This window comes from Xanthomonas cannabis pv. cannabis, from assembly GCF_000802365.1.
In the GTDB taxonomy this organism is placed as follows: domain Bacteria; phylum Pseudomonadota; class Gammaproteobacteria; order Xanthomonadales; family Xanthomonadaceae; genus Xanthomonas; species Xanthomonas cannabis.
Genome location: NZ_JSZE01000029.1, coordinates 37,695 through 61,784, shown reverse-complemented (window position 1 = coordinate 61,784; position 24,090 = coordinate 37,695). Strand labels below are relative to the sequence as shown.

Annotated in this window: 25 protein-coding genes and 1 pseudogene; 17 read left to right on the top strand and 9 right to left on the bottom strand. The window is 67.3% G+C overall.

Annotated features, from left to right (window positions below; genetic code table 11):
* Positions 1–566 precede the first annotated feature (566 nt).
* Complete coding sequence (locus OZ10_RS07090; protein WP_039414192.1) at positions 567–1,142, bottom strand: DUF3016 domain-containing protein; 576 nt, start codon at positions 1,140–1,142, stop codon at positions 567–569.
* 249 nt (positions 1,143–1,391) lie between these two features.
* Between OZ10_RS07090 and OZ10_RS07085 the strand changes: the two genes are divergently transcribed.
* The 5 genes from OZ10_RS07085 (at position 1,392) to OZ10_RS07065 (ending at position 6,220) form a co-directional block, all read left to right on the top strand.
* Positions 1,392–1,838, top strand: coding sequence for a hypothetical protein (locus OZ10_RS07085; RefSeq protein WP_039414189.1), 447 nt, complete (start codon positions 1,392–1,394; stop codon positions 1,836–1,838).
* On the top strand, positions 1,825–2,115 hold the full coding sequence (locus OZ10_RS07080; RefSeq protein WP_039414187.1) for a hypothetical protein: 291 nt from the start codon (positions 1,825–1,827) through the stop codon (positions 2,113–2,115). Before OZ10_RS07085 ends, OZ10_RS07080 begins: the two co-directional genes overlap by 14 nt.
* Positions 2,116–2,322: 207 nt before the next feature.
* Positions 2,323–4,266 (top strand): hybrid sensor histidine kinase/response regulator, encoded by a 1,944-nt coding sequence (locus OZ10_RS07075; RefSeq protein ID WP_228314558.1) that lies wholly within the window; start codon positions 2,323–2,325, stop codon positions 4,264–4,266.
* Between the two features lie 219 nt (positions 4,267–4,485).
* The gene (locus OZ10_RS07070; protein WP_039414184.1) at positions 4,486–4,794 is read left to right on the top strand and encodes a DUF3247 family protein; all 309 of its coding nucleotides are present in this window, start codon (positions 4,486–4,488) and stop codon (positions 4,792–4,794) included.
* An 88-nt stretch (positions 4,795–4,882) separates the two neighbouring features.
* On the top strand, positions 4,883–6,220 hold the full coding sequence (locus OZ10_RS07065) for a PQQ-dependent sugar dehydrogenase (RefSeq protein ID WP_039564303.1): 1,338 nt from the start codon (positions 4,883–4,885) through the stop codon (positions 6,218–6,220).
* Between the two features lie 224 nt (positions 6,221–6,444).
* Here OZ10_RS07065 and OZ10_RS07060 read toward each other — a convergent pair whose 3' ends face one another.
* Positions 6,445–6,705: a hypothetical protein gene (locus OZ10_RS07060; RefSeq protein ID WP_081419358.1), complete on the bottom strand. Its 261-nt coding sequence runs from the start codon at positions 6,703–6,705 to the stop codon at positions 6,445–6,447.
* 189 nt (positions 6,706–6,894) lie between these two features.
* On the opposite strand from OZ10_RS07060, the gene OZ10_RS07055 reads away from it, so the two are divergent.
* Genes OZ10_RS07055 through OZ10_RS07045 form a run of 3 tightly spaced genes read left to right on the top strand, consistent with a single transcriptional unit; the run spans position 6,895 to position 9,349 of the window.
* Positions 6,895–7,962 carry a class I SAM-dependent methyltransferase gene (locus tag OZ10_RS07055; protein ID WP_039414175.1) on the top strand — a complete coding sequence of 356 codons (1,068 nt, stop codon included), beginning with the start codon at positions 6,895–6,897 and terminating at the stop codon, positions 7,960–7,962.
* Positions 7,959–8,672 (top strand): pseudouridine synthase, encoded by a 714-nt coding sequence (locus OZ10_RS07050; RefSeq protein ID WP_039414172.1) that lies wholly within the window; start codon positions 7,959–7,961, stop codon positions 8,670–8,672. The genes OZ10_RS07055 and OZ10_RS07050 overlap by 4 nt, the downstream gene beginning before the upstream one ends.
* Positions 8,669–9,349: an HAD family hydrolase gene (locus OZ10_RS07045; RefSeq protein ID WP_039414169.1), complete on the top strand. Its 681-nt coding sequence runs from the start codon at positions 8,669–8,671 to the stop codon at positions 9,347–9,349. The genes OZ10_RS07050 and OZ10_RS07045 overlap by 4 nt, the downstream gene beginning before the upstream one ends.
* Positions 9,350–9,423: 74 nt before the next feature.
* Here OZ10_RS07045 and OZ10_RS07040 read toward each other — a convergent pair whose 3' ends face one another.
* The 6 genes from OZ10_RS07040 to OZ10_RS07015 form a co-directional block, all read right to left on the bottom strand.
* The gene (locus tag OZ10_RS07040) at positions 9,424–10,230 is read right to left on the bottom strand and encodes an SDR family oxidoreductase (protein WP_039564301.1); all 807 of its coding nucleotides are present in this window, start codon (positions 10,228–10,230) and stop codon (positions 9,424–9,426) included.
* A 179-nt stretch (positions 10,231–10,409) separates the two neighbouring features.
* Positions 10,410–10,970, bottom strand: coding sequence for a DUF1415 domain-containing protein (locus OZ10_RS07035; protein WP_039415418.1), 561 nt, complete (start codon positions 10,968–10,970; stop codon positions 10,410–10,412).
* 131 nt (positions 10,971–11,101) lie between these two features.
* Positions 11,102–11,965 carry an alpha/beta hydrolase gene (locus tag OZ10_RS07030; RefSeq protein ID WP_039564298.1) on the bottom strand — a complete coding sequence of 288 codons (864 nt, stop codon included), beginning with the start codon at positions 11,963–11,965 and terminating at the stop codon, positions 11,102–11,104.
* The gene (locus OZ10_RS07025) at positions 11,943–13,682 is read right to left on the bottom strand and encodes an ATP-binding response regulator (RefSeq protein ID WP_039564297.1); all 1,740 of its coding nucleotides are present in this window, start codon (positions 13,680–13,682) and stop codon (positions 11,943–11,945) included. The genes OZ10_RS07030 and OZ10_RS07025 overlap by 23 nt, the downstream gene beginning before the upstream one ends.
* Positions 13,675–14,139, bottom strand: a complete 465-nt coding sequence (locus tag OZ10_RS07020) for a hypothetical protein (protein WP_039409244.1) — start codon at positions 14,137–14,139, stop codon at positions 13,675–13,677. Before OZ10_RS07020 ends, OZ10_RS07025 begins: the two co-directional genes overlap by 8 nt.
* Positions 14,140–14,283: 144 nt before the next feature.
* On the bottom strand, positions 14,284–14,769 hold the full coding sequence (locus OZ10_RS07015; RefSeq protein WP_039409242.1) for a YajQ family cyclic di-GMP-binding protein: 486 nt from the start codon (positions 14,767–14,769) through the stop codon (positions 14,284–14,286).
* Between the two features lie 106 nt (positions 14,770–14,875).
* Here OZ10_RS07015 and OZ10_RS07010 point away from each other — a divergent pair, with 106 nt between their 5' ends.
* The 5 genes from OZ10_RS07010 to OZ10_RS06990 all read left to right on the top strand — a co-directional run bounded on the left by OZ10_RS07010 (position 14,876) and on the right by OZ10_RS06990 (position 19,401).
* Positions 14,876–15,772 (top strand): DMT family transporter, encoded by an 897-nt coding sequence (locus OZ10_RS07010; RefSeq protein WP_039564309.1) that lies wholly within the window; start codon positions 14,876–14,878, stop codon positions 15,770–15,772.
* A gap of 223 nt (positions 15,773–15,995) precedes the next feature.
* Positions 15,996–17,003: a methionine ABC transporter ATP-binding protein gene (locus OZ10_RS07005; RefSeq protein WP_039564296.1), complete on the top strand. Its 1,008-nt coding sequence runs from the start codon at positions 15,996–15,998 to the stop codon at positions 17,001–17,003.
* The gene (locus tag OZ10_RS07000; protein WP_039564295.1) at positions 17,000–17,695 is read left to right on the top strand and encodes a methionine ABC transporter permease; all 696 of its coding nucleotides are present in this window, start codon (positions 17,000–17,002) and stop codon (positions 17,693–17,695) included. The genes OZ10_RS07005 and OZ10_RS07000 overlap by 4 nt, the downstream gene beginning before the upstream one ends.
* 217 nt (positions 17,696–17,912) lie before the next feature.
* The gene (locus tag OZ10_RS06995) at positions 17,913–18,716 is read left to right on the top strand and encodes a MetQ/NlpA family ABC transporter substrate-binding protein (RefSeq protein ID WP_039409234.1); all 804 of its coding nucleotides are present in this window, start codon (positions 17,913–17,915) and stop codon (positions 18,714–18,716) included.
* A gap of 127 nt (positions 18,717–18,843) precedes the next feature.
* Complete coding sequence (locus OZ10_RS06990) at positions 18,844–19,401, top strand: CcdC protein domain-containing protein (RefSeq protein ID WP_039564294.1); 558 nt, start codon at positions 18,844–18,846, stop codon at positions 19,399–19,401.
* A gap of 253 nt (positions 19,402–19,654) precedes the next feature.
* On the opposite strand, the gene OZ10_RS06985 is transcribed toward OZ10_RS06990, so the two are convergent.
* Positions 19,655–20,326 (bottom strand): OmpW/AlkL family protein, encoded by a 672-nt coding sequence (locus OZ10_RS06985; protein WP_039409230.1) that lies wholly within the window; start codon positions 20,324–20,326, stop codon positions 19,655–19,657.
* Between the two features lie 140 nt (positions 20,327–20,466).
* On the opposite strand from OZ10_RS06985, the gene OZ10_RS06980 reads away from it, so the two are divergent.
* From OZ10_RS06980 to OZ10_RS06965, 4 genes and pseudogenes are all read left to right on the top strand, one after another.
* Positions 20,467–21,027 carry a DNA-deoxyinosine glycosylase gene (locus OZ10_RS06980; RefSeq protein WP_039564293.1) on the top strand — a complete coding sequence of 187 codons (561 nt, stop codon included), beginning with the start codon at positions 20,467–20,469 and terminating at the stop codon, positions 21,025–21,027.
* 97 nt (positions 21,028–21,124) lie between these two features.
* Positions 21,125–21,530, top strand: a pseudogene (locus OZ10_RS06975) (DUF2884 family protein); the annotation flags it as partial.
* Between the two features lie 127 nt (positions 21,531–21,657).
* A complete protein-coding gene (locus OZ10_RS06970; RefSeq protein ID WP_039564291.1) occupies positions 21,658–23,433 on the top strand; it encodes a dihydrolipoyllysine-residue acetyltransferase in 1,776 nt (591 codons plus the stop codon).
* Complete coding sequence (locus tag OZ10_RS06965; RefSeq protein ID WP_039409224.1) at positions 23,430–24,077, top strand: hypothetical protein; 648 nt, start codon at positions 23,430–23,432, stop codon at positions 24,075–24,077. Before OZ10_RS06970 ends, OZ10_RS06965 begins: the two co-directional genes overlap by 4 nt.
* Positions 24,078–24,090 lie beyond the last annotated feature (13 nt).

Sequence of the window (24,090 nt, the reverse complement as noted above, 5' to 3'; positions counted from 1 at the left end):
GGCTTCGCCCCGTACCCTCACCCCAACCCCTCTCCCGGCGGGAGAGGGGCGTGCTCGGTAGCTGCGGCGTTCTTCCCTTCTCCCATCGGGAGAAGGTGGCGCGTAGCGCCGGATGAGGGTACGGGCGAAGCCTCGTGCAGTTGGAGCGGCACGTGGGCTTCGCCCCGTACCCTCACCCCGACCCCTCTCCCGGCGGGAGAGGGGCTCTAGAACCCGGCTTCGAGAGCTTTCCTTCTCCCATCGGGAGAAGGTGGCGCGTAGCGCCGGATGAGGGTACGGGCGAAGCCTCGTGCGGTTGGAAAGCCACGATAGCTACGCTCCGTAACCTCACCCCAACCCCCGCTCCGCACCCCGGCCTGCGCTTGCGCCACAGGCGCTCCAAGGCACACGCGTCTGTGGCGCGCAAGCCATGCCTTCTCGCCGCGCAGGGAGCGGGCTTTAGGGCGCAATCTCATGGTGTAGATGCGTCACTGTTGTCGCGCGTCCATAAACAAAAACGGCGCGTTGCCACGCGCCGTTACCTTTCGAGGCCTAGCTGGTTTGGCGACGATATCCGCGCCAAACCATCACAACCCGGCCGTACTGCGATCGCCACGAAACTGTTTACGCAGCCAGTCGTCGATCATGGCTTTCTCGAAGCGCAGCGGGTCGCTGTCGGTCAGCCGCGGGCCGCTCATCAGAAAGGCCGAATCCACCAGCTTGCGTTCGCCCTGATCGATCACTTGGCCATCGGCCCCGGTCAGCGTGTAGCTGAAACTCAACCGCGGCGGGTAGATGTCCTTGACCACGCGAACGTCCTGCATGCGTGGACCGTGCCACGGCTCGTACTGGCCGGCGCGGCGGATGTCGGTGATGGTCACGCTCAGGTGCTGGCCGTCGGGCAGCTGACGTGCGGCGCTCTGCTGGAAGTGGGTGGCCAGCTGGGTCACCCAGTCACCACGCTGTGCTTCCCAGCGATTGCCGCTGAAGCGCACTTCGGAAAATTCGGCCGGGTCGGTCCAGCGCACATCCACCTTGCCGTCGCTGCTCAGCGCGCGCGGCGCCTGCGGGTCGGTGACGTTGCGCACGCGTGCCTGCACACCGGTCGCTGCGAGCAGTCCTGCCAGCAGCAGGCCGGCGCCGGAAACACTGGAAAGTTTCATGGAAAGCCTCCAAGCGGTAGGTACGTCGCGTACCGGGCGTGCCAGCAGTGTGGGGGTGCGCAAGAGCGCCCGCAACGCGCGCTGCGCCCGGGGCCGCTAAGGCATTGCCGCACGGTTAATCCGCGCCGTGGCAGCCATGACGGCGGGTTCACTGCGCCTGCGCCCACGCTTCACGGCACGGCCCGGAAGATCGGCGCCATGGACACCCACTCTTTCCGCACAAAGTCAGTTTCTTCGGCGCCGGCGCATATGCCGGCGGACGTGCGCCTGCAGTTCATCGACTGGGCAAAACAGCACGGCCACAACCCCGCCACCGGGGCCGCCGCCTTCGTCGCGCTGCAAAGCGATGTGGATCTGGATCTGGCCACGCGCACGCTGCGCCTGGAACCGGGTGCCGACCCGCGCGATGTCCTGCGCGAGCATCTGTCCGAGCTGTCACGCCAGGTGGATGTGGCGGTGCAATTTCCGCCGGTGTATGCCTACACCGCTGCCAACGGCCTGGAGTATCGCTATTCGCTGATGCTGGTGATTGCCGAGGACTGCGTGGAGTGGACCGGACGGGTCTGGCAGGACCTGGATTACCAGGGAATGCTCACCGGGCGCGGGCAGGGGCCACGTGCCAACTACACCCAGCTGGCGCGCATGGCGCTGGAACACGAGTTAGACCAGGAGCATCCCCGTTATGTCCAGGCATGAACTCGAACTGGAGCTGCCGCTCGGCGCGCAGGTCGCCAGCGGTGAGGACGGCTTCGGTCAGCGCTGCCGCAATGAATGTGCCGCGCTCGGGTTGTCGCGTGTGCGCTTGTTGCTGCTCGATGCCGACTATGCGCGCTCCACGGCCTGGCGCGAGGAAGCGCAGCGCTGGATGGACGAACAGCTGCGCCGCGAGGGCGAATGGGTATTCCGTGGCGTGCTTGCCGGCATCGTGCTGATCACCGCCTGCATCGCCGTGGCGGCGGCCACCTTGTGGTGAATGCCCGCCTGGGGTGACCGACGTGCGATGGGGGCGTGATCGCCTGCGGCCGCCCGTGCACCCGCTGACGACATAGGGCATGGTTTCATCTGTCCGTCATCCGCACTGGCAGCACCCGTGGCCCCCGATTTGCGTCCTTCGCCCCCCAGCCTCGATCCGAGCGCCGGCCTGCCCGCCGCCATTGCCGAGCCGTTTCTCGACCCGGCGATGTACCACGAGATCTTCCACAACATCGATGCCGGCTTCTGCGTCATCGACATGGTGTTCGAAGGCGATCAGGCCGTCGATTACCTGATCCGCATGACCAATGGCGCCTTTGAGCGCTACACCGGTCTGTCCAACGCGCTCAACGTGTCCATCCGCAACATGCTGCCCGAGCACGAGCAGGAATGGTTCGACCGCTACGGGCAGGTTGCCCGTACCGGCAACCGTATCCACTTCGAGATGCAGGCCAAGGCATTGCGTCGCTGGTATTCGGTGGACGCATTCCGGGTCGGGCAACCGGAGCAGGCGCGGGTGGCGGTGTTGTTCATGGACATCACCGAACGCAAGCGCGTGGAGCGCGAGCTGGCCGAGAGCGAGGCGCGTTTCAGTGCGCTGGCCGACGGCCTGCCGATGCCGGTCTGGGTGCTGGATGCGCAAGGCGTGGTGCGCTTCGTCAACAGCGCCTATGGCGAGTTCTTCGGCCTGGACATTTCCAGCGGCACCGTGTCGGCCTGGAGCGAGTTGCTGCATCCGGACGACCTGCCGATCTTCCAGTTTGAATTATCGGCCGCACTGGAAGAACAACACGGCCTGCGTGCCCTGGTGCGTGCGCGCCGCCACGACGGGCAGTGGCGCTGGATCGAAATGACTGCAACCCCGCGCTATTCGGCCGATGGTCGGTTCATCGGTCTGGCCGGCAGCAGCCCGGACGTGACCGAACAGCGCGAAATCGAACTGGCCCGCGAGCAATTGCTGGAGTCAGAGCGTAGCGCGCGCAACGAAGCCGAGAGCATGGCGCGGCTGAAGGACGAGTTCCTGGCTACGCTGTCGCATGAACTGCGCACGCCGCTGACCACCATCCTGGGCTGGAGCGAATTGCTGCTGCAACGGGTCGAAGAAGGCCACCCCAACTTCAAGGGCCTGTCGGTGATCGCCAGCAGCGCTCGCGCGCAGAAGCGGCTGATCTCGGACATGCTCGACCTCAGCAGCATGCTGCTGGGCAAGGTGCAGTTGGAAGTCGAATCGCTGGATCTGGCCGAGCAGGTGCGCGAGGCCCTGAATACCCAGGAACTGGCCGCCGAAGGCAAGGACCAGGTGCTGGAGCTGCACGTACCGCCAACGCCGTGCCTGGTGCTGGGCGATGCCACGCGGCTGCAGCAGGTGCTGTGGAACCTGCTCTCCAATGCCATCAAGTTCACCCCGGCCCATGGCCGGATCGATGTCACCATCGAGCGCGACGACGGCCATCTGCTGGTGGCGGTGCGCGATTCGGGCGATGGCATTGCCGCCGAATTCCTGCCGCACCTGTTTGGCCGCTTCCGCCAGGCCGATGGCACCACCACCCGTCAGCATGGCGGCCTGGGGCTGGGCCTGGCGATCGTGCAGCAACTGGTGGAAATGCATGGCGGCCAGGTCGGCGCCACCAGCGGCGGCCGTGGCAAGGGCGCCACGTTCACCGTGCGCTTGCCCGAGCACGTTCCCGACCAGGCCAAGCGCCCGCGGCGCGAACTGCGCCGCCGCCTGATGTCCGAACAGATCGTCGAGGCGCGTGCGCTCAACGGCCTGCGCCTGTTGGCGGTCGAAGATCAGCCCGACATGCTCGATTACCTGCGCCGTCTGCTCGAAGAGCAGGGCGCCGAAGTGGTTACCGCCGGCAGCGCCACCGATGCGCTGGCGTTGATCGACCACCGCGGCCATGCGCGCTTCGATGTGATGCTGACCGACATCGGCATGCCCGGCATGGATGGCTACGGATTGATCCGCACCGTGCGCGACAACCTGGGGTTGGATGCCAATGCCCTGCCGGCGGTTGCGGTGACGGCGCTGGCGCGCGATGACGACCGCAAGCGCGCGCTGGAATCCGGGTTCCAGGAGCATCTGGCCAAGCCGTACAGCGTGGCGCAACTGGTCACCGCAGTGCGTGCGGCGCGCGAAGCGATGGAATGACGCGGGGCGCGGCGGTAACGCCGCGCAGTGCCACGCTCGCAGCTGCCGGTGCATCGGCGTGCGCCCTGTCGCCGATCGCTCATTGCATGGTGCCCATCACCTGCACGCCTGCAGGCTGGCATCGCCGTGCAGGCGTGCTCACCGTGACATCGAGGCGTTTGCTGTGTCTTTCACGCCGCGTGGCCTAGCGTGAGGAGCTCCGTTGATGGAGAAATCGCAATGCCAAAGTACGCCCCACACGTGTATTCCGAACAGGTGCAGATCGCCACGCTGGAGCATTGGGTGTCCTTGCTCGATGGGCAGGAGCGGGTGCGGATCGAACTGGACGACGGCAGCATGTTGAGCGGCACGGTTGCGGTGCGCCCCAGCATCCAGACCTATCTCGACGACAACGACAACGAAGGGCTCAACGGGCAACTGCGTCTGGACCAGTTGGACGCCTCGCAGGAGCCGCAGTGGATCTGGATGGATCGCATCGTGGCCGTGCATCCGCTGCCCCTGGGTGCCGATCCGCAGGTCATGCCGTGAAGGCAACGTGTTGACGATGTGTTTACTTCTCCCTGGCGTGTTGCCGGCATGATGTCCGATTGCCGCAACCGTTCAGGAATCGTCTGCAATGACAGCCTTTCTGCCCTCTCGCATTCGCTGGCCGCTATCGCTGATGGCGGTCGCCGTCCTGGCCGGCTGTGGTGACACTGCCACCCTTGCCATCGAACAGGGCACCGGCCCGAACCCGCAATTGCCCGAGCCGGTCAAACGCCTGATCCCCACGGTGAAGGTGGCGCCGGTCAAGCGCTGGGCGGCCACGGCCAAGCCAATCGCTGCCGACGATCTGCAGGTCAATGCGTTCGCGCGCGACCTCGATCACCCGCGCTGGGTGTATGTGCTGCCCAACGGCGACGTGCTGGTCGCCGAGACCGCGCAACCGCCCAAGCCTGAAAACGCCGAGAGTGGCGGCGGGCTGCGCAAGAAGGTGCAGGGTGCGGTGATGAAGAAGGCCGGTGCGGTGGTGTCCAGCGCCAACCGCATCACCTTGTTGCGCGACGCCGATGGCGACGGCGTGGCCGAGGTGCGCACCCAATTCATCAGCGGGCTGTTCTCGCCATTCGGCATGGCCCTGGTCGGCGACCGCTTCTATGTGGCCAATGCCGATGCGCTGGTGAGCTTTCCGTATACGCCGGGCGACACGCACATCACCGCCAAGCCCACGTTCGTGGCCAATCTGCCGGGCGGGCTCAACCATCACTGGACCAAGTCGCTGCTGGCCAGCCCGGACGGCAGCAAGCTGTACGTGGGCGTGGGCTCCAACAGCAACGTGGCCGAAAACGGGATGGAAGCCGAGCTCAATCGCGCGGCGATCCTGGAGATCGACCCGGCCACCGGCAACAGCCGCGTCTTTGCCAGCGGCCTGCGCAACCCGGTGGGCACGGCCTGGGAGCCGCAGAGCAAGGCGCTGTGGGTGGTGGTGAACGAGCGCGACGAGATCGGCAGCGATCTGGTGCCGGATTACCTGACCTCGGTGCGCGATGGCGGCTTCTATGGCTGGCCATACAGCTATTACGGCCAGCACGTGGACGAGCGGGTCGAACCGCAGAATGCGGAGCTGGTGGCCAAGGCGATCAAGCCGGACTACGGGCTGGGCCCCCATACTGCATCGCTCGGCCTGAGCTTTGCCAGCGGCACGCTGCTGCCCGAACGCTTCCGCCAGGGCGCCTTCATCGGGCAGCACGGCTCATGGAACCGCGACCCGCCCAGTGGCTACAAGGTGCTGTTCGTGCCGTTCGCCAACGGCAAGCCTAGCGGGACGCCGATCACGGTGCTGGACGGCTTTCTGGATGCCGAAGGCAACGCCCAGGGGCGCCCGGTCGGCGTAGCGCCCGACAACAGCGGCGCGCTGCTGGTGGCCGATGACGTGGGCAACGTGATCTGGCGTGTGACACCGAAGGCGCGCTGACGCATCGACTGAAAAAAACCGGGCGGCTGCCCGGTCTGGTTGGCTGTACATGCGTGCTCGACGTCCAGTCCTTGAGCTTGTCCGTGAACGCGGCAAGCTACTGAATGTGTGTTCGAGTTGCCGGCATGCCTGACGGTCAATTGGCATTGCACGCTGCGAATGGCATTGCACGCTGCGAACGCTCCACGGAGCAACGTGAGAGAACGCGCGGCAACACGCTCGGACTAGCGTGGCGCTTCGGGCGTGGCGCTGAAGCGGCGTGCGTAGTCGCGCTCTTCGGTGATGCGGTTGATCTCGTCGTCGGCCATTTCCGGAGCGCCGTAGACCGCATACGCCACCGTGCCGTCTTCGCGCTCACCTACCTGGTGCAGCCGGTAGCGGGGGCGGCCGGCGCCGGTGTTTTCGGGGTAATGCATCGGTGGTGGTGTGTCGTCCAGATCCATTTCGCTGTTGTCGACAACTCCTCCTACGAACAAGGCTCGCATCGCGTCTCTCCGGTGTGGGCTTGGATTCCAGCCTAGGCGGGCGGATGTTGCGTGCGCATCAATAGTCCGTATACACATTGGAAGGCGCATGGCGGCGATACACACACGCAGGCAACCCCACGTTGGGGGGCGGCGGGCAGGCGGCACCGGTCCCTTACAATGGCGGCCTGTTCCCGACCCGATGATCCGATGGCTGGCCCGCCCGATGCCCCGCTTCACGCCCTGTTCCTGCCTTTTGCCCAGGGCGCGCTGCCATGGCCGCAAGGCCCGGTGTTGTTCCTGCGCGCACGCGACGGCTTTCCGCTGCGCGAACATGCCACCGCTGAGGCGTTGATCTGCGAGCAGAGCTTTCGTCCGTTTGCCCAGGCGCTGGAGCGCAGCGGCTGGAGCGTGCGCGAAGAAAGCCAGATCGAGGCCGACACCACCCGTTATGCCCTGGTGCTGGTGCTGCCGCCGCGCCAGCGCGACGAAGCGCGTGCGCTGTTCGCGCGTGCGGTGGCGCTGACCGCGCCCGGCGGCCGCGTGGTCGCCTGTCAGTCCAACAACGAGGGCGCGCGCTCGGGTGAAGCCGATCTGCGCCAGCTCACCGGCCTGGCCGGCAGCCTGACCAAGCATCACTGCCGCACCTACTGGACCGCACCGCTGCCTGCCGAGACCGATGCGGCGCTGCAGACGCGTTGGGCGGCGCTGGATGCGCCACGCAAGATCCTGGACGGGCGTTTTGTCAGCCGCCCGGGCGTGTTCGCCTGGGACCGCATCGATCCGGCATCGGCGTTGCTGGTCGAGCACCTGCCCGCCACCCTGGCCGGGCATGGCGCCGATCTGGGCGCCGGGTTTGGGTATCTCTCGGCCGAAGTGCTGGCGCGCTGCCCCAAGGTCACTGCGCTGGATGTCTATGAGGCCGAAGCGCGTGCGCTGCAGCTGGCGCAGCGCAACCTGCAGGGCCTCGCGCATCCGGCGCAGCTGCACTATCACTGGCGCGATGTCACCGCCGGGCTGGAGGCGCCGTACGACTTCATCGTCAGCAATCCACCGTTCCACACGCCGTCCCGTGCCGATCGCCCGGATATCGGGCAGCGCTTCATTGCCGTGGCCGCGCAGGCGCTGCGCCCGGGCGGGCAGCTGTTGCTGGTCGCCAACCGCCATCTGCCCTACGAACAGGTGCTCAACGACAGCTTCGGGCAGGTGCGCGTGGCTGCCGAGCGCGACGGCTTCAAGCTGATCGCCGCCACCCGTGGACGCGGAGCGCGCGCATGAAGCTGGTCAAGCACATCGCCAATCTCGGCTACGGCAGCCGCAAGCAGGTGACCCAGCTGTTCCGCCAGGGCGCGGTCACCGACGCGCAGGGCGAGGTGCTGTACGCCGACGACCAGGTGGAACACGACGCCATCCGCATCGATGGCGAGCCGCTCGATCCGCCCCCGGGTTTCAGCCTGTTGCTGCATAAACCCAGCGGTTACACCTGCTCGACCAAGGACACCGGCCGGCTGATCTACGAACTGCTGCCGCCACGCTTCCGCTCGCGCGCGCCGGTGCTGGCGCCGGTTGGGCGGCTGGACCGCGAAACCAGCGGCCTGTTGCTGATGACCGACGACGGCGCGCTGCTGCACCGGATCATTTCGCCCAAGTCCGCGCTGGACAAGGTCTACGAGATCACGCTGGCCGAGGACCTACGTGGCGACGAAGCCGCGCTGTTTGCCAGTGGCACCTTGCTGCTGGAAGGCGAAACCAAGCCATTGCTGCCGGCCGAACTGGAAGTGCTCGGCCCCCGCCAGGCACGCCTAACCCTGCACGAGGGTCGCTATCACCAGGTGCGGCGCATGTTTGCCGCCGCCGGCAACCACGTGGTGGCGCTGCATCGCAGCCGCATCGGCGGGTTGGGGCTGGATGCGCTGCCGTCCGGGCAGTGGCGCGCGCTGGAGGCGAGCGATCTGGAGGTATTGTTCGGCCGTGGAGCATCTGCATGACGGCGGTCGCACCGCTGCCGTTCCGTCCGCAGGCGGTGATCTTCGATATGGATGGCCTGATGCTCGACAGCGAGCGCGCCATCACCGCCTGCCTGGCACAGGCGGCCGATGCGCAGGGGCTGCAGATCGAGCCGGCCTTCTGGCTGCGCATGGTGGGGACGGGCGATGCGGCGTGCCGCCGTCTGCTTGGCGAACGTGTCGGCGATGCCGCTGCCGAGCACCTGCTGGCGCGGGCACAGCCGTTGTATGAAGCTGCGGTGGAACGCGGTATCCCGCACCGGCCCGGCATCATCGCGCTGCTGGAGTATCTGGCGGCGCAAGGGCTGCCGCGTGCGGTGGCCACGTCCACTCAGCGCCCGCTGGCCTTGCGCAAGCTGGAGGCTGCTGACCTGTTGTGGCGCTTCGCGGCGGTGTGCACCGCCAGCGACGTGCGACATCCCAAGCCGGCGCCGGACATCTACCTGCTGGCCGCGCGCACGCTGGACGTGGACCCTGCGCAGTGCCTGGTGCTGGAAGACTCGCCCACCGGCGTGCGCGCCGCCCTGGCGGCCGGCATGACGCCGATCCAGATCCCGGACCTGCTCGAACCCGATGCCGATGTGCGCGCGCTCGGTCATCGCATCCTGCCCTCGCTAAGCGATGCGCAGCACCTGCTGGAAGCGCAGCTGGCGGGCTGATCGCCGGATGGCGGGAGCGCGGACACACATCGGGACCGCAGCGCTCGATGCCAGGCGACACGAACGGTACGCCCTCACACGTACTGCATCTTGCGCGACATACCGCCGTCGACGACGAAATCCTGCCCGGTGACAAACCCGGACAGCGGCGGCGACAGCAGGTACACCGCCAGCTGCGCGATATCTTCCGGAGTTCCCACGCGTCCGGCCGGATGCTGCGCATGGTCGCGTCGCGACAGCTTGGGCGCACGTCGGCGCTGCGGTGCGCGCCAGGCATCGGTACTGATCCAGCCCGGGCTGATGCTGTTGACGCGCACCTGCGGGCCCTCGCTCAGCGCCAGCGCATGGGTAAAGGCGACCAGGCCACCCTTGGCGGCGGCATAGGCCTCGCTATGTGGTTCCGACTGCCAGGCGCGGGTAGAGGCGATGTTGACGATCGCGCCGCCGCCCTCGGCCTGGGCCAACGCGGGCAGCGCCTGTTTGCTGCACACAAACGCGCCGTGCAGACTCGCAAGACGCCGGTTCCACTCGTCCCATGCCAACTGCGGCAAGGGCGCGATGTGCGGATCGGGGACGCCGGCGTTGTTGACCAGGCCATCGAGCCTGCCGAAGCGTTTGAGCGCGGTGGCGATCAAGCGCGCCGCCTGCGTCTCGCGCGCGGCATCGCAGCGCACGAAGGCGCTGCGTCGCGGCAGCGCCCACTCCTGCAGGCAGGCCTTTCCGGCATCGGCGTCGAGATCGCCGATCACCACCGTGCCGCCGGCACCGAGCACTGCCTGCGCAATGCCGCGCCCAATGCCTTGCGCACCGCCGGTGATCACGACCACGCGGTCCTGCAGGGGGGAAGGGTTCCATGCGGAAACGCCGGGAGTCAGGGCCATGGCATGCGCACCGTGCAAAAGAAGGCGGCACTGTAGCGCGCACGCTGTCAGCGTCGTAGCAACACCGCGTGCAACGGCGCGCACGATGCGCTAGCGCCGGCCTTGCGCTCAACACTTGCCGAACGGCACCGCGCGCGCTCGGCTCTGCTGCACGCCGGCGCGCGCGGCGCGTTGCAGGCTCAGTGCTCGGCGCCGTTCAAGACGCGTTCCCAGCCAGCGTGGCCCAGCCGCTCCAGCGTCTGGATGTTGCGCTCGACGATGACGTCCGGATCCGGGAACGCGGCGACCGCACGCTCCACGCTGTCTTCGCGCAGCAGGTGCAGGGTGGGGAAGGGCGAGCGGTTGGTGTAATTGGCCACATCGTCCGGCGCGGCGCCTGCAAACTGGTAGTCGGGGTGGAAGCTGGCAACCTGCAGGACACCTTGCAGGTCCAGCGCTTCCACCGCCGCGTCGGCGTTGTCGAGAAAGTCGTTGTAGTCCAGGAAATCGGTGAGCACGTCCGGGTGCACGATCAGCGTGGTGTCGATCTGCTCGGCCGGCGTATCGCGCAGCAGCACCAGCTCCTCGGCCAGTTGCTCCAGCAACGCCTCGGGCGTGCTGGCATCGCTGAGCACCAGCCGCACCTGCTCCTTGACGTATACCGCCTTGGCGAACGGGCACAGGTTCAGGCCGATCACTGCGCGTTCGATCCACGTGCGCGTGGCGGTCAACGGATCGGTCGGGGCAGGCGTGGTGGTCATCGTGGCGGCGGCGTGATGGCGCGCCAGTGTATGCGATCGCTGTGGGCGCAGCGGCGCATCCATCCACGGCGAATGACCCGGCAGACGCAAGCGGCGCTGCGGGCGGCAATGCTCCAGCGCATGCGCGAAGCTCAGGGCTTGCTTGCGCTGCTGGGCTCGCCATGCCTCGCATCGCCGGGAGGTGCGCCCACCTGCGTACGCAGAAATTCCACCGACACCTGTGCGACGTGGGCGGCCAGCGGCGTCTTGTGCGGCGACCCGATTGCATGCGCACCCGCATCGAACGCCATCGCCTGCTTGTGCGAAGGCGGCGTGCCCAGCGCCTCGAACATGGCCAGCATTGCCGGCACCGAGGCGATCTGATCTTCGTCGCCGTTGGGCGCGCGGTAATAGCCAAGCAACACCGGGCAGCGCACCTGCGGCCACGGCGGCGCAGCGGTCACCGCGTGGAACAGGCCGCGCAATGCACGAAAACCGTCCGGGTGGATGGTGTCTGACCAATACGCCAGTGCCGCCGCCGTGCGCGGGTACGGGTCGGTCACCGGCACCTCCGCAGCGCATAGCCGGTCGAGAAATCCCGGGTTGGCAGGCTGCACGCCGGGCGACCAGGCGACCACGGCCGCGATGTGCGCCGGATGCTGTGCAGCCAGCCACAGGCCCAGCGTGCCGCCCATCGACGAGCCCACGATCGCCACCCGCTCGCCCATGCGCTGCGCCTGCGCAAGCGCCTCCACCGCCGAAGCCTGCAACGCCGCTGTGGTGAGCCCGTGCATCGCTTCCGCTGCGCTGTGCCCGTGCCGGGGCCAGCGATGCACGTAGCAGTTGGCCTGCAGCGCATCGGCCATCTGCTCGGGTAGCGTGCCGGCTTCGCCCGGGCTTGCGGAAAACCCGTGCAGGTAGAGCAGCGCCAGCGGCGTGCGCGCCTGCGCGGCGGTGCGCCAGTGCCGGCGGGCCGCATTCCCCGGTTTCAGTTCAGTGCGGTGGTCGGTGGGCATGGCGGGCAAGCAGCGCGAGCAGTTCGTGCGCGTTGATCGGTTTGGACAGGTATCCGGCCACGCCGGCAGCGGACGCCTCCCGCATGGAGTCGGTACGCGTGTCGGCAGTCAGCACGATAATCGGCGGCAGCGTGGCGATCGCATCGCTTGCCTGCCCCAGCGCATCCCAGCCGGAGGTGCCGGGCATGTGCAGATCCAGAAACACGATGTCGGGTGCGGCCTGTGCGATGCGTTGCACCGCATCGGTGCCATCGACATGGAAACTCACGCGATGCCCGGCGCGGGTCAGCAGGTTGCCGATCACCAGGCGGTTGGTATCCAGGTCCTCGAACACCAGGCAGTGCAACGATGGCACCGTCTGTGCGTGTTGCGCCAGCGCATCGCGCAGGTCCAGCGTGCGGCTGCCCTCGGCGGCGGTGGCAGGCAATTCGAAGATCCAGCGGAAGATACTGCCACCGGCGGGGTTGTCGCTCACCGTCAGGCTGCCGCCCATCGCATCGGACACCGACAAGGCGATGTACAAGCCCAGCCCCACACCGCCCTCGACGCGATTGAAGCCAGTGCTGAGCTGGGTGAACGGCGTGAAGATGTAGGCCTTCTTGTCGTCGGGCACGCCGATGCCGGTATCGGTGACGGTCACCTCGATGGTCCAGCGCGCGTGCGCCAGGGTGGCCTCTACCAGCAGCTCGACCGCGCCGCCGGTGGGAGTGAACTTGATCGCGTTGATGACGAGGTTGCTGATCACCTGCTCGATGCGGCCCTCGTCGCCCAGCACGTGCGGCGGCTGCGCAGCCTCCAGGCGCACGCCCAGCGACACGCCCTTGGTGGACGCGGCGGTCGCGCACACCGCCTTGACCGTTGTCAGCACGTCCAGCAGGCTCACTGGCTTGCTGTGCAGCTGCAGCCGTCCACCGTCGATGCTGGCCACGTCCAGCACCTCGTTGACGCGATGGCGCAGCGCCGTGGCGTTGACCGTCACCGCCTGCATCAGGTCGCGCTGGTCGGCCGGCATGCGCTGGGTGTCGATCAGCTGCGCGCAATTGATGACCGCATTCAACGGCGTGCGCAGCTCGTGGTTCATGGTGCTGATGAAGCGGCTTTGCGCATCGCGCGAGGCCAGCGCCTGCAGCGCCACTTCCTGCATCGCAATCACGATGCGGGCCACCAGGAACGGCAGCACCATGCTGAGCGCCACCGCATACACAAAGTACGCAGGCCGCGACAGCCAGTAGCCGGTGGGCGCGGTCAGCAGCATCAGCACGAAGGTGCTCAGCAGCACCGGGACCATCGCGCGCTGCCCGTAGCGCGCTACGGCAGCGATGGTGATGAAGGGCAGGAATGCGTTCAACGACATCAGCAGGATGAAGGCCTGCGAGGTCTGGATGCCGATGAACAGCAGGCTCATCGCAAAGCCGAAGGCATCCATCCATTCGCCCGGCGCAATGCGTTTGCTGCGCACCACCACCATCCATGCCACCGCCACCACCCACAGCAGCACCGCGGTGAGAAAGACGTTGTGCGCGTCTTTCACCAGTACCGGCTGCGGACCGTACAGCCAGCCCAGGCACCACAGCATCACGATGGTCTGCACGATCACGCGGCCCACGCAGGCCCGGTATTCCAGGAACGACTCGAGCAGCTGCACGAGCCTGTCGTTGCGCAATTGCCTGGCCGCCGGAATCAGGCCGGGCGCAGCGCGGTGGGAAGTACTACGCATGAGGTTCCGCGTCGTCGAGGGGAAGGGTGCGCCGGTAGTGCCTGACCAGTAGACCAGCGGCGGTCGCCACCGCGGTGAAGCGGTGCGCAAGCGTGTCGCTCAGGGCGTCGCGCTCCACGTCGCGGCGCAGCTGGTCGCAGGCCCTGAGCAGTTGCTGCGAGCCGGTCAGCGAGATCGTGTTCTTCAACGCATGGATCTGCTCCAGCGCCTGCTGCTGGCTGGTGGCGGCCTGGCCGAGCGTGCAGCGTGCGATGGCATGGTCGATCTCCACTGCGAAGGCATCGGCAAAGGACGCCGCCGCCACCGGGTCCAGGCCGGCCATGGCATGCAGCGTGGAGCCGGCTTCGATGCGGGGCTGTGCCTGGACGGCGGCGGCCTGCCCCCCGCTCGCGACAGCCGCGCCCGTCTGTGGGGCGACGCGCAGGCGATTCAACAGACGGCCGAGCAGCGCGCGCATCGGGCTACCAGACCAGCGGCCCGATGCAGCGTGCGTTGCCGCACGCTGCCTGCGGCGGGCAGGGGCGGTGCGCCGTCACGCGACCGACGTCAACCATGGGCATGGCCTGGCGGCTCGACGCGTTCACCGGCATGCCCGCCGCGCTCAGTCGCGGAAGTTGTCGAACTGCAGCGGCAGCTCGAAATCGGCCTTTTTCAGCAGTGCGATGGCGTCCTGCAGGTCGTCGCGCTTCTTGCCGGTCACGCGCAGCTTGTCGCCATTGATCTGCGCTTCGACCTTCAGCTTGGCCTCCTTCAACTTGGCCACCAGCTGCTTGGCCTGCTTCTGCTCGATGCCCTGCTTGACGGTGACCTTCTGCCGCGCGCCGGCCAGGTTGGTTTCCACATCGCCAAACTCCAGGCAGCGGATGTCGATGCCGCGGGCCAGCAGCCGCGCGCGCAGGATGTCGGTCATCTGCTTGACCTGGAAATCGCTGGGTGCGGACTGGTTGATCACCTTGCCGTCTTCCAGCTCGAACCTGGCCTCGACTCCCTTGAAGTCGAAACGCGTGTCCAGTTCACGGTTGGCCTGGTCCACCGCATTGGTCAGTTCGTGCTTGTCGACTTCGGACACCACGTCGAAGGAAGGCATGCAAAGCTCCTGCTGTCTGAAAACAGCGGCCATTCTAGGGCATCGCACCGGGCTGCCCGTCACCGGCGCGTGGCGGTCGATGGGGCGCGGCGGCGATAATGCGGCCATGCCCACCACCCGTTCTCCGCTCCCCGCCATCGCCTGGATGGTGGCCGCCGTGGCCTGCTTCTCGCTGATGGATGCGGGAATGAAGCTGCTGTCGGCCCATTACCCGCCATTGCAGGTCACCTTGCTGCGGGGCGCGGCCTCGTTGCCGTTCGTGCTGGTGTGGGTGTTCGCCACGGCCGGGCCGCGCTCGATCGTGCCGGTGCGCTGGGGCCTGCATCTGCTGCGCGGGGTGCTGGGCATGGTGATGATCGGCTGCTTCGTCTACGGCCTGAAGCGCATGCCGCTGTCCACCGCCTACACGCTGTACTTCGTGGCGCCATTGCTGGTGGCGGCGTTGTCGGTGCCGCTGCTGGGCGAACACGTCGGGCCGCGGCGCTGGACGGCGATCGGCATCGGCCTGGTCGGGGTGATCGTGGTGCTGCGCCCGGGCGTGGACGGGCTGATCTCGCTGCCTGGCCTGATGGTACTGCTGGCGGCCACCGCCTATGCCATCGCCGCGGTCACGGTGAGCCTGCTGACCCGCACCGACACCCCGCAGGCGATGGTGGTGTGGTTTCTGCTGTTCATGGCGATCGGCGCCGGGCTGCTGGCCATCCCCGACTGGGTGCCGCTGCAGCCGCGCCAGGGCTGGCTGATCGCCGGCATGGGCCTGGCCGGGGCGCTGGGGCAGATCGCGCTGACCCAGGCCTTCCTGCGTGGCGAAGCCTCGATGATCGCACCGCTGGAATACACCGGCCTGGTCTGGGTGATCGGCTGGGACTGGCTGCTGTGGCAGACCCTGCCCGACGGCTGGACCTGGACCGGCGCCGGCATCATCGTCGCCAGCGGGCTGTATTTGTTGCGGCGGGAGCGGATACGGCAGGCCGACAGGCTGCCGCCGCTGGATAGGCCGTAGTGGGGGATTCGGGATTCGGCATTCGGGATTGGCAACGGCAGGGCGCCGGTTGCCTTTGCGAATCCCCAATCCCCAATCCCAATCCCGAGCGGCCGCGATTTGGCATTCGGGATTGGCAACAACGGGGCGCCGGTTGCTTTTGCCAATCCCCAATCCCCAATCCCGACTCCCGGCAGTGAACATTGACTGTTAGGCTTCACGACCCCCCAATCGGCCACGCGCGGTGATCCAGTTTCAGCGCCTGCACAAGTCCTATTCCGTTGACGGTCGCCACATCGTGGCGCTGCATCCGCTCGATCTGCGGATCGGCCCCGGCGAGGTGTTCGGCATCATCGGCCATTCCGGTGCCGGCAAATCCACCCTGATCCGGCTGATCAACCGGCTGGAAGAACCTAGCGGCGGCCGCCTGCTGATCGGCGACGAAGACGTCACCGCGCTGGACAGCCAGGGCCTGCGCGCCCTGCGCCGGCGCATCGGCATGATCTTCCAGCACTTCAATCTGCTGTCCTCACGCACCGTGGCCGGCAACGTGGCCTTTCCGCTGGAACTGGCCGGCACGCCGCGCGCGGAGATCAATGCGCGGGTGGCCGAGCTGTTGGCCCGGGTGGGCCTGCAGGACCACGCCAACAAGTATCCGGCACAACTGTCCGGCGGACAGAAGCAGCGCGTCGGCATTGCGCGCGCGCTGGCCACCCGGCCGCAGATCCTGCTGTGCGACGAGGCCACCAGCGCACTGGACCCGCAGACCACCGCATCGGTGCTGCAGCTGCTGGCGCAGATCAACCGCGAGCTGGGCCTGACCATCGTGCTGATCACCCACGAAATGGACGTGATCCGCCGCGTCTGCGACCGCGTGGCCGTGCTGGATGCGGGCCATCTGGTGGAAACCGGTCCGGTCACCGAGGTCTTTTTGCACCCCAAACACGCCACCACCCGGCGCTTCGTGTCCGAAGCCGAACATGTGGACGAAGCCGAACTGCACCGCGATTTCGCCGCGGTCGGCGGGCGCATCGTGCGGCTCACCTTCCTGGGCAACGGCACCTATGAACCCGTGCTGGGCCGCATCGCCCGCGAGACCGGGGTGGACTACAACATCCTGTCCGGGCGCGTGGATCGCATTAAAGACACCCCCTACGGTCAGCTCGTCGTCGCGCTGACCGGCGGCGACCAGAACGCTGCACGCGCCGGCTTCGTCGCCGCCGGCGTGCATGTGGAGGATCTGCGCGTATGAACCCGATCGTTGCCGCTGCCGGCGGCTTCTTCCGCAATCTCGATGCCGCCAAGTGGGGCGACATCGGGCAGGCGACCCTGGACACCTTGCTGATGCTGGCCGGCGCGTTGCCGCTGACCTTGCTGATCGGCCTGCCGCTGGGCGTGGCGCTGTTTCTGTGCGGCGCGCCGCAGCTGCGCCGCCGTCCGGTGCTGTACGGCGCGCTGGCGCTGGTGATCAACCTGCTGCGCTCGGTGCCTTTCATCATCCTGATGATCGCGATGATTCCGCTCACGCTGATGCTGATGGGCACCTCGCTGGGCGTGCGCGGTGCGATCCTGCCGCTGGTGGTCGGTGCCGCGCCGTTCTATGCGCGCCTGGTGGAAACCGCACTGCGCGAGGTGGACCGCGGCATCATCGAAGCCAGCCAGGCGATGGGCGCCACCACCCGCCAGCTGGTGCTGCGGGTGCTGCTGCCCGAAGCGCGCCCCGGCCTGATCGCCGGCGCCACCGTCACCACCATCGCGCTGATCGGCTTCACGGCCATGGGCGGTGCGATCGGTTCCGGCGGCCTGGGCGATGTGGCCTACCGCGAGGGCTACATGCGCTCGCATGCGGATGTGGCGCTGATCACCGTCATCGCCCTGCTGGTGCTGGTGCAGCTGCTGCAGATGCTGGGCGACCGCCTGGTGGCGCACTACAGTCGGCGCTGAGCCGCGCAAGGCAGGGGCGGGGCGGCGGACGCTGGTCGTGCGCCCTGGCCATGGCCGCGCTGGCCGCGGTGGAGCAATCCGCGCGCCTGTCTGCATGGCGTCGTGATGGCGTCGTGCGCCGTGCGTTGCGGCGGCGCGCTGCATCGCCGCCGCCGCCACGGTCTGCTAGGTTTAACGCCTGCGGCCTTTCCGCACTCCTCCTCCCACGGATCCCTACATGAGCACATTCGCGTTTCGTTCCCTCCTGGCTGCGGCCACGCTGGCGTTGGCGTCCTGCGGTGGCACCGGCGGCAGCAGTGGCGGCGACACCCTCACCGTGGCGGCCACGGCGGTGCCGCATGCCGAGATCCTGGAAGTGGTCGAACCGCTGCTGGCCAAGCAGGGCCTGACACTGGACGTGCGCGTGTTCAACGATTACGTGCAGCCCAACGACCAGGTCGTGCAGAAGCAGATCGACGTCAATTATTTCCAGACCGAGCCCTACCTGGACGCGTACAACCGCGACCGCAAGAGCCAGCTGGTGACCGTGGTCGGCGTACATATCGAGCCGTTCGGTGCGTACTCGCGCCGCTTCAAGGCGCTGGCCGACCTGCCCACCGGCGCCGATGTGGTGATCCCCAACGACCCCAGCAACAACAGCCGCGCGCTGATCCTGCTCGACAAGGCCGGCGTGATCAAACTCAAGGACCCGAGCAATGCGCTGTCGACCCAGCGGGATATCGTCGACAACCCCAAGCAGCTCAAATTCCGCGAGCTGGATTCGGCAATGCTGCCGCGCGTGCTGGATCAGGTCGACCTGGCGCTGATCAACACCAACTACGCGCTGGATGCCGGGCTCAATCCGACCCGCGATGCCCTGGCGATCGAAAGCAAGGAGTCGCCCTACGTCAACTTCCTGGTGGCGCGAGCGGACAACAAGGACGATCCGCGCGTGCAGAAACTGGCCAAGGCGCTGACCAGCCCGGAAGTGAAGGCCTTCATCGAGCAGAAGTACAAGGGCGCGGTACTGCCTGCGTTCTGAGCAACACGCACCATGCCTGCGTCTGCCCACATGCGGGCGCAGCCACACATCGGCTGGCAGGGCGAACACGCGCACCTGACGCAGGCGTAGTAGCGTGGTCGGCTCCTTTGTCCAGGCCGTGCCTTCGATGCCCCTGCTGCTTGCCATTCCACTGGCCGTGATCATTGCGTTGGCGGTGTTCGCAGTGTTGTTGCCGTTGTCGCTGCTGCAGCGCTTCCGGGTCGGTACCGCACGCCGGCAGGCACGGGGCTGGCTGCTGATGATCAACCTGGTTTCGGCCGGACTATCCAGCGCGCTGTTCGTGGTGTTTACCCTGATCGCCGCCGCGTTCTGGCCCGGCGCGATCAGCCATGCCGCGTTCGGATGGGCCTGCGGGCTGGCGCTGGGCGTGCTGGCCTTGCGCCTGACCCGCTTCGAGCGCACCGCGCAGGGCCTGTTCTATCGACCGAATCTGTGGCTGGTGCTGGGCTTGACGGCGCTGGTGGTGGTGCGGGTGATCGCCGGGATGGTGCAGGGCTGGCGCAGTACCTGGCAGGGCGCCGCGTGGCCGGTGGACGGCTGGCTCAGCCACGCCAGCCTGCTCGGCGCAGCCGGCGTGCTGCTCGGCTACGCGCTGGCCTATGCCGGCCTGCTGTGGTGGCGGTGGCGCACCGCGCGCCTGCGCGGCAGCGTCTACTGGCGTTGAAGGCAGCGCCACGCTCAACTGCCTGCGCGACGATCAACGCTGCTGCGGTGTTGCGGTGGCCAGGGTCATCGCCCGTGCGCTGAGGGGCGAGCTGCGCACCAGTCACTGCCTGGGCACCTCGATGTCGCCACCGGCCAAGCCAACGCGCAGGGCAGGTACCGCAACCCGCGCAACGCGCAATCGACGCGCACAAAAAACGGGCCTTGCGGCCCGTCTTTCGTCAACTGACACGTCGCGTACGGCAGGTGCGTGCTTAGAAGCGCGCGCCGATGCCGAAGCCAACGGTCCACGGATCCAGTTCCAGCTCGCTGCCGGTGCCCTGGCCACCGACGCGCAGTTCCGGACGCGAACGCATGTAGCGGGCGTCGGCGCGTGCGAACCAGGTGGAGTTGATGTTCATGTCCACACCGACGGTGCCGATCACGCCCTTGGCGGTATCCACGCCGACGTGCTGGCCGTTCGGCGAGGCCGCGTCGATCTTCTCGTTGCTGAAGTTCGACTCGTAGTAGCCCACGCCCACGAACGGACGGAACACGTTGTCGGCTTCGCCGAAGTGGTACTGGCCGCTGATGGCGATCGGCTGCTGCTCGACGGTACCGACCTTGCCCACGCCATCGGCGTTGACGCGGTGGTTGAACTTGTCGGCAGCGCCCCACAGTTCAACGGCCCAGTTGTCGTTGATGTAGTAGCTGGCGCTCAGCGTCGGTGCCGGGCCGCCATCGACGTCCAGGCCCGGAGCCGGATCGTTCTTCGGGTTCAGCAGTGCCACGCCGCCGACCACGGCCCAATGCTTGCCGGAGGCAGTTTCAGCAGTAGAAGAAGTCGAGGAGGTGTCACTGGAATAGGTGGTGTCCTGCGCGAACGCGGACGGTGCAATCGCAAGTGCAGATACAGCAGCCAGGCTCAGGATGGAAATGGAACGCATGAGGATCTCCTCGTCTTGTTGTTAGGCCCGTGGAGTGGGCCGCGCCAAAACTATTCCTAAAAATCTGAATCCACGCCCACCTGCGGCTCGCTAAAATTTCGTTTGTTCAGGAACGTTCCCAAGAAGGCCGTGGTTGCACGATGCAGGCAGAAAAAGACATTCACGCAGATGCGAGTGCCGTGACGAAAAACGGCACATGTGAGGGCTTGCCAGCGCACGTTCGTAACGATTGTCGCGTACTGGTGCTCGGCTCGATGCCCGGCATCGCCTCGCTGGATGCTAGTCGCTACTACGCGCATCCGCGTAATCGGTTCTGGCCTGTCATGCATGCCCTGTTGGGCATCAATGCGGCCGTTCCCTATGCCTTGCGCATGCAGGCACTGCTCCACGGCGGGCTCGGTCTGTGGGACGTGATCGGCCAGTGCGTGCGCCCCGGCAGCCTGGACACCGCCATCGTTGCCGACAGCATTGTGATCAACCCGCTGCCCACGTTGCTGTCCACGTTGCCGCAACTGCGGCTGGTGGCCTGCAACGGCGCTGCCGCCGCCAAGGCCTGGCAGCGGCATGTGCACCCGCTGCTCCCGGAACAGGCGCGCGCGGTGCCGATGCTGGCCTTGCCTTCCACCAGCCCGGCCAATGCTGCCTGGTCATTGCCTCGCCTGTGTCAGGCATGGCAGCCCGTGCGTGATGCGTTGAAGTAAGCCACTCGTCAGCGTATCGCCGCTGGTGTGCAATCGGTGCAACACACAGACCGCGCAGGTACGGCGGCTGTCGCCATCAGTCACGCCAGCCTCTGGCACAGGTGCAGCGGAGGCAGCGGCGGGACAGTGCAGGCAGCACACGGGGAGCGAGAAGCTGGACCTGCGATTGACGCAAAGCTTCAGCAAGCGCCAGCTCACGCCCATCGATATCGCCAGGAGATCGGTGCGCTGGTTGCCGAGCTGCTGCCAGCTGATCGGCGATGTGCTCGCCGCGGATGCAGTCGGCACTGACCGGAAACGACGCGCAGCTGCGCTCGCTCGATGGCCTGCAAGCGCGCATCGAGCGCATGGTCGAGCCGCAGGTGCGTGCATTGCGGCCTCGCGCGCAGCAGCTGTGCACACGGTTCGACGCCCTCGATGCGCTGGACAATGCGCTGGCGTATCGTTTGCCCTCGGGCGAGCCACTGCAGCTGTTGCGGGTGGATCTGCGCATGTCGAAATGAGCGTACAGGTGCGCGCGCGGACGCTGCATCCTGCCGGGCGCGCGATTTTTTCCGCGGCAATGGTTGGCGCTGCGGCCCGCAGCCGGCCACAATAGGGGTTTCCCCATCTGTTGCCGGAGTTCCCCGTATGGCCGAAATCAAGGAAGCACTTGTCCCCGATATCGGTGACTACAGCGACGTCCCGGTAATCGAGGTGCTGGTGTCCGTCGGCGATACGGTCAGCAAGGACCAGAGCCTGGTCACGCTGGAATCGGACAAGGCCACGATGGAAGTACCCTCGTCGGTGGCCGGCGTGGTCAAGGAGATCAAGGTCAAGGTCGGCGATTCGCTGTCGCAGGGCGCCCTGGTGGCGTTGATCGAAGTGGCCGATGCCGGCGCAGATACCGCCGCCAAGCCGGCCCCCGCCGCCGCGCCCGCCAAGGCCGCGCCCGCTGCGGCGCCGGCACCTGCCGCCAAGGCCGAGCCGGCTGCACCGGCGGCCGGTTCGGAAGGCGGCCTGATCGAGGCCACCGTCCCCGACATCGGCGACTACACCGACATTCCGGTGATCGAAGTGCTGGTCGCCGTGGGCGACACCGTTGCCAAGGACCAGAGCCTGGTCACGCTGGAGTCGGACAAGGCCACGATGGAAGTGCCGTCCTCGGCCGCGGGCGTGGTGAAGGAGCTCAAGGTCAAGGTCGGCGACACCCTGTCGCAGGGCAATGTGGTGGCGATCATCGCCGCCAGCGATGGCGGCGCCGGTGCGGCGCAGTCCCCGGCAAAGCCCGCCACCGACACCGCCGAGACGGCGGGCAAGGTCGAGCCGGTCGCCGTCTCTGCCGAGCCGGACAAGCTGGCCCAGCGCGAAATCGCGCAGGTGCAGGGTGCCCGTTCCGGCGGCCCGTCGCAGCCGGCCGGTGCCGCGCAGGGCGGCCAGTCGGCCGGCAACCCGAGCAGCCCGCCGGTGACCTTCGATGCCGACAGCGTGCTGCCCTCCAAGGTGCCGTATGCCAGCCCGGTGGTGCGCGTGTTTGCACGTGAACTCGGCGTGGACCTGGGCCAGATCAAGGGCAGCGAAAAGGGCGGCCGCATCACCCGTGAGGACGTGCAGCGCTTCGTCAAGGCCGCACTCAGCGGCGGCGCACCTGCCGCAGCCGGTGCCGCACCGGCCGGTGGTGGCAACGGCCTGAACCTGCTGGCCTGGCCGAAGGTGGACTTCAGCAAGTTCGGCGAAACCGAAACCCAGCCGCTGTCGCGCATCAAGAAGATTTCCGGTGCCAACCTGGCGCGCAACTGGGCCATGATCCCGCACGTCACCCAGTTCGAATCGGCCGACATCACCGACCTGGAAGCCCTGCGCGTTGCCCTCAACAAGGAAAACGAGAAGGCCGGCATCAAGCTCACCATGCTCGCCTTCCTGGTCAAGGCCAGCGCCGCAGCGCTGAAGAAGTTCCCCGAGTTCAACGCCTCGCTGGATGCGGCCGGTGAAAACCTCACCCTGAAGAAGTACTTCCACATCGGGTTTGCGGCCGATACGCCGAACGGCCTGGTGGTGCCGGTGATCCGCGACGTCGACAAGAAGGGCGTGTTGCAGATCGCCCAGGAAAGCGGCGAGCTGGCCAAGAAGGCGCGCGACGGCAAGCTGGGCCCGGCCGACATGAGCGGCGGCTGCTTCTCGATCAGCTCGCTCGGCGGCATCGGCGGCACCGCGTTCACGCCCATCATCAATGCGCCGGAAGTGGCGATCCTGGGCGTGTCCAAGTCGGCGATGCAGCCGGTCTGGAACGGCAAGGACTTCTCGCCCAAGCTGATGCTGCCGTTGTCGCTGAGCTACGACCACCGCGTCATCGACGGCGCGCTGGCGGCCCGCTTCACCACCTACCTCAGCCAGGTGCTGGCCGACATGCGTCGCGTCCTGCTGTGAAGCCTGCGCTGCTGACGATCGCCCTGCTTGGTGCGTTGCCGTGGACCTGTGCCGCGGCGCGCGAGTGCGACAGCACGCTCGGGCGCGGCTGGCCGCCGGCAGTGGGCAACTACGGCACTGCGGTGACCACGCTGCTCGATGGCGCCAGCAAGCCGGCCTTGTCGTTGCTGACCCTGCCCACACGTGGGGTGGAGAGCGGCGTGTCGCTGGTGCCGGGCAAGGACGGCGCCGACTGGACCCTGCGGCACAGCCGCGCCGACGAGCGCGTCTACAGCTGGGTCAGTCAGGCCGATCGCGGCAGCGTGCAGTTCCGTACCGAACAGACCCCGGAAACGGTCGAGATCCCGATTCCGGCGGCCCTGGCCAGGCGCCTGGTCAGCAACTGGACCGCCGCGCTCACCCAGCTGGCGCCGACCGGCCGTACTGCGCCGGTGACCGAGGGCGAGGTGGTGTCGTTCCAGGTGGAGGGCGTGCGCTACAGCGGCACGCGCCCGAACTGCGGTGCCGGCGAGCTGCTGCTGCAACAGGCCGCGCTGCTGATCGAAGCCAGCGACGGCAAGGAAAAGAAGCGCGACAAGCGCTGGACCCAAATCGAATCGTCGCTGGATGAACTTCAGCAGACGCTTGCCGGCACGGCCGGTTGAGCCACAGGAGAAG

Coding starts and splice junctions, on each gene's coding strand:
- OZ10_RS07025 (WP_039564297.1), bottom strand. CDS start 13,682: ATGCGTAGTACTTCCCACCGCGCTGCGCCCGGCCTGATTCCGGCGGCC.
- OZ10_RS06995 (WP_039409234.1), top strand. CDS start 17,913: ATGAGCACATTCGCGTTTCGTTCCCTCCTGGCTGCGGCCACGCTGGCG.
- OZ10_RS07085 (WP_039414189.1), top strand. CDS start 1,392: ATGCCGGCGGACGTGCGCCTGCAGTTCATCGACTGGGCAAAACAGCAC.
- OZ10_RS07075 (WP_228314558.1), top strand. CDS start 2,323: ATGTACCACGAGATCTTCCACAACATCGATGCCGGCTTCTGCGTCATC.
- OZ10_RS07060 (WP_081419358.1), bottom strand. CDS start 6,705: ATGCGAGCCTTGTTCGTAGGAGGAGTTGTCGACAACAGCGAAATGGAT.
- OZ10_RS07090 (WP_039414192.1), bottom strand. CDS start 1,142: ATGAAACTTTCCAGTGTTTCCGGCGCCGGCCTGCTGCTGGCAGGACTG.
- OZ10_RS06985 (WP_039409230.1), bottom strand. CDS start 20,326: ATGCGTTCCATTTCCATCCTGAGCCTGGCTGCTGTATCTGCACTTGCG.
- OZ10_RS06970 (WP_039564291.1), top strand. CDS start 21,658: ATGGCCGAAATCAAGGAAGCACTTGTCCCCGATATCGGTGACTACAGC.
- OZ10_RS07015 (WP_039409242.1), bottom strand. CDS start 14,769: ATGCCTTCCTTCGACGTGGTGTCCGAAGTCGACAAGCACGAACTGACC.
- OZ10_RS06980 (WP_039564293.1), top strand. CDS start 20,467: ATGCAGGCAGAAAAAGACATTCACGCAGATGCGAGTGCCGTGACGAAA.
- OZ10_RS07055 (WP_039414175.1), top strand. CDS start 6,895: ATGGCTGGCCCGCCCGATGCCCCGCTTCACGCCCTGTTCCTGCCTTTT.
- OZ10_RS07040 (WP_039564301.1), bottom strand. CDS start 10,230: ATGGCCCTGACTCCCGGCGTTTCCGCATGGAACCCTTCCCCCCTGCAG.
- OZ10_RS07030 (WP_039564298.1), bottom strand. CDS start 11,965: ATGCCCACCGACCACCGCACTGAACTGAAACCGGGGAATGCGGCCCGC.
- OZ10_RS07045 (WP_039414169.1), top strand. CDS start 8,669: ATGACGGCGGTCGCACCGCTGCCGTTCCGTCCGCAGGCGGTGATCTTC.
- OZ10_RS07050 (WP_039414172.1), top strand. CDS start 7,959: ATGAAGCTGGTCAAGCACATCGCCAATCTCGGCTACGGCAGCCGCAAG.
- OZ10_RS07000 (WP_039564295.1), top strand. CDS start 17,000: ATGAACCCGATCGTTGCCGCTGCCGGCGGCTTCTTCCGCAATCTCGAT.
- OZ10_RS07080 (WP_039414187.1), top strand. CDS start 1,825: ATGTCCAGGCATGAACTCGAACTGGAGCTGCCGCTCGGCGCGCAGGTC.
- OZ10_RS06990 (WP_039564294.1), top strand. CDS start 18,844: ATGCCCCTGCTGCTTGCCATTCCACTGGCCGTGATCATTGCGTTGGCG.
- OZ10_RS07010 (WP_039564309.1), top strand. CDS start 14,876: ATGCCCACCACCCGTTCTCCGCTCCCCGCCATCGCCTGGATGGTGGCC.
- OZ10_RS07035 (WP_039415418.1), bottom strand. CDS start 10,970: ATGACCACCACGCCTGCCCCGACCGATCCGTTGACCGCCACGCGCACG.
- OZ10_RS07065 (WP_039564303.1), top strand. CDS start 4,883: ATGACAGCCTTTCTGCCCTCTCGCATTCGCTGGCCGCTATCGCTGATG.
- OZ10_RS07020 (WP_039409244.1), bottom strand. CDS start 14,139: ATGCGCGCGCTGCTCGGCCGTCTGTTGAATCGCCTGCGCGTCGCCCCA.
- OZ10_RS07070 (WP_039414184.1), top strand. CDS start 4,486: ATGCCAAAGTACGCCCCACACGTGTATTCCGAACAGGTGCAGATCGCC.